At 46.4% G+C, this 2,557-nt stretch carries 4 protein-coding genes; 2 read left to right on the top strand and 2 right to left on the bottom strand.

Going from position 1 to position 2,557, the window contains the following annotated elements:
• Positions 1–930 (top strand): radical SAM protein (locus H6F50_RS07665; protein WP_347277144.1); only part of this gene is annotated, 930 nt, incomplete at its 5' end.
• A 123-nt stretch (positions 931–1,053) separates the two neighbouring features.
• Positions 1,054–1,686, top strand: a complete 633-nt coding sequence (locus H6F50_RS07660) for a D-Ala-D-Ala carboxypeptidase family metallohydrolase (RefSeq protein ID WP_190412675.1) — start codon at positions 1,054–1,056, stop codon at positions 1,684–1,686.
• Between the two features lie 123 nt (positions 1,687–1,809).
• Here H6F50_RS07660 and H6F50_RS07655 read toward each other — a convergent pair whose 3' ends face one another.
• A complete protein-coding gene (locus tag H6F50_RS07655; RefSeq protein ID WP_190428074.1) occupies positions 1,810–2,154 on the bottom strand; it encodes a hypothetical protein in 345 nt (114 codons plus the stop codon).
• Between the two features lie 75 nt (positions 2,155–2,229).
• The gene (locus H6F50_RS07650; protein ID WP_190428072.1) at positions 2,230–2,514 is read right to left on the bottom strand and encodes a hypothetical protein; all 285 of its coding nucleotides are present in this window, start codon (positions 2,512–2,514) and stop codon (positions 2,230–2,232) included.
• Between the last annotated feature and the right edge of the window lie 43 nt (positions 2,515–2,557).

Here is a 2,557-nt window from a genome sequence, read left to right as displayed (position 1 = left end):
CCTCACACCTGCGATTTTTGCTACAAAGAAGCTTTCTTTAAAGGCGGCAAATCTTTCTACACGCAACCTGTAGACGATGCACTGGCTGAGATTGAGCGGCTACCAGGGCATCATCTTTATTTTCTCGACGATCATCTGTTTGGCAACGCTGAATTCGCCGCCGCGTTGTTTGAGGGGATGAAGGGGATGGGGCGCGTGTGGCAAGCAGCCGCAACGGTACAATCTATCTTGCAGCCGGGATTGTTGGAAAAAGCAGTCGAATGTGGCTTACGCAGCTTGTTTGTTGGCTTTGAAACCCTTAACCCGACGAATCTCAAAGAACAGCATAAATATCAAAATCTCAATCGAGATTACAGCGCTGCGATTCGCCGTTTGCGGGATTTGGGCGTGATGGTGAATGCTAGCTTCGTTTTTGGCATGGATGACGATGATGAAACCGTGTTTGAGCGCACCGTTGAATGGGCGGTGCAGCAAGGGCTAGAAACTGCCACGTTTCACATTTTGACGCCTTATCCCGATACTGCTTTGTACAAACGCATGGCAGCGCAGGGACGAATTACTCATTCCAACTGGGATTTATACGATACTCGTCATGTTGTCTACAAGCCAACTAAGATGACGCCGGAGGTGCTAGAGGCAGGCTACTGGCAAGCGTATCGAGATTTTTATCGTTGGAGTAATATTTTCCAAGGTGCTTGGGCTAAGGATCGTTGGTCTGACCGGATGCGGCATTTGGTTTATGCTGGGGCGTGGAAGAAGTTGGAGCCAGTTTGGGACGGGATCATTCGGGCAAAGAAGGTGACTCAATGCCTGCCAACTTTGGAAAGTGTTTTAACCAGTTTTGGCGCTCATCCATCCCCGCAACCAAGAGAAAAGTTACCTCTTAAGGAGGAGGCAGCTGTTCTACAAGAGCAGATGCCAGTTTTATAAAAGTCTCTATAATCTTCCAGAGCGGGTTTTCCCTGACCTACAGCTGGGAAACAAGAGAATAGTGGTACAGGTTGCGCGGTAGGCTGGTATTTAGGGAATTGCCCGCTGGAGGGAGCGACCGATATGGAGTTCAAACTAACAAATGCCTTTAAGTTTTATCAGAATTTAGAGCATCAAAATCAAGCGATTGATGAGCTTGAGCAATGGTTCAAAGATAATCACCCAGAGCAGTTAGAGAAGTTTCACCAAGCTTTATTAAATGGCCCAAGCCCCGATCTTGCGCCGGAGGCGATGGAGAAACTGACATTCAAAAGTAGCCAACCGTTGGCTTTGGCAACCTATTCGTCTTCGTCAGAAATTCATCTGAACGATCCGATCATTGCGGGTGGTGACTTGACGTGGGCAGACGCGATTCCTAATGGCGATCGCCATCTCCCCGAAAATCTAGAAGTCGTGGAGAATATTATCGCTCTTGCCAAGCAGCTACAAGTTGCCAGAGACCAGATTGGTAAGCCTTTCCTGATCACCAGTTGGTATCATCACAAACCCTTTGGAGCTAAGGTTCATGGCGCGTCCAAAAATCAACCGATGACGGGCGGTGCTGTTGATTTCAGGGTGGAGGGCTACACCGGGCGACAGCTCGCAAAGATGCTGGATTGGTGGGAAGGCGGTTTAGCGACCTATATGTATGTGCCCTATATGCTGCATCTGGACATGGGTCCCCAGCGACGCTGGCAAGCACAATATCCAGGCTAGGGAACAATTAAAGATTAAAAAGCCTCAATTTTTAATTCTTAGTTTACGCGGTGTGCAACCTTTTCTTAACCTCCCTTGGCAAGAGAGGCAGAAATACAGAAAGTCGCACGCCGTGTTAGTTTCTTACCGAACGCCGGGAAAGTTATTGACAAACTGAATCTGGATATCGGGAAAATTCTCGACAATCTGCACCTTGAGATCGGGAAAAGATTCAACAAATTGCCACTGACCGCACCGTTGGGGAAAAGCGGTGACAGGTTCGACGATTAAATCCGGGGAGGATGAGACAATCTTTACCTTGATATCTGGCAAGCTTTCAACAATTTTTATTTTGCCGTAAAGTGGCTTGCCATTGTAGGTGCAAGTGGCTTTGTTAATGACACTTTGAGCAGAAGCGATCGCTCCTAGCGGCAGCGTCACCAGTAGGCTAGTGCCAAATACAACCCAGTTCAACCAACGTTTCATCATCAAGATACCTGGAACAAGTTTAAATCTGCTCAATCTCAATCTATAAATTTAGGATTTGTGACTTTTATATTCTGCTTATTCAGTTAATGTATCCAGTTCCTCTTTGACAACCCGTAGAATTCGATCGAGATAGGCTTGTCGCCACTGTTCTCTCTCTTGTTCTACCTGCTCACTTGGCTGGTAATTCTCAATTTCTTCAACCGAAATCAGACCTTTTGTTTGAGCCAACCGTTCAACTGTATCGAGACGTTCGTGTAGAACAGAGACTTCCCCAGTTAGCGCCAAAACCATTGCCAGTAACTTGTCGCTTTCGGGATTTTCAAAATAAATAGGTTTTTTTCCCTTAGCTTTTTTTGCCATTACTACAAATTCTCTTGAATAACTTTATTTGTATTTCGTCGTT

Source organism: Coleofasciculus sp. FACHB-712, from assembly GCF_014695635.1.
GTDB lineage: Bacteria > Cyanobacteriota > Cyanobacteriia > Cyanobacteriales > FACHB-T130 > FACHB-T130.
Note: the sequence above shows the minus strand (reverse complement) of the source record. Positions and strands in the feature narration are given on the sequence as shown.

Bases quoted from the DNA above. Each gene is read 5' to 3' on its own strand.
- H6F50_RS07655 (WP_190428074.1), bottom strand. From the start codon at position 2,154: ATGATGAAACGTTGGTTGAACTGGGTTGTATTTGGCACTAGCCTACTG.
- H6F50_RS07650 (WP_190428072.1), bottom strand. From the start codon at position 2,514: ATGGCAAAAAAAGCTAAGGGAAAAAAACCTATTTATTTTGAAAATCCC.
- H6F50_RS07660 (WP_190412675.1), top strand. From the start codon at position 1,054: ATGGAGTTCAAACTAACAAATGCCTTTAAGTTTTATCAGAATTTAGAG.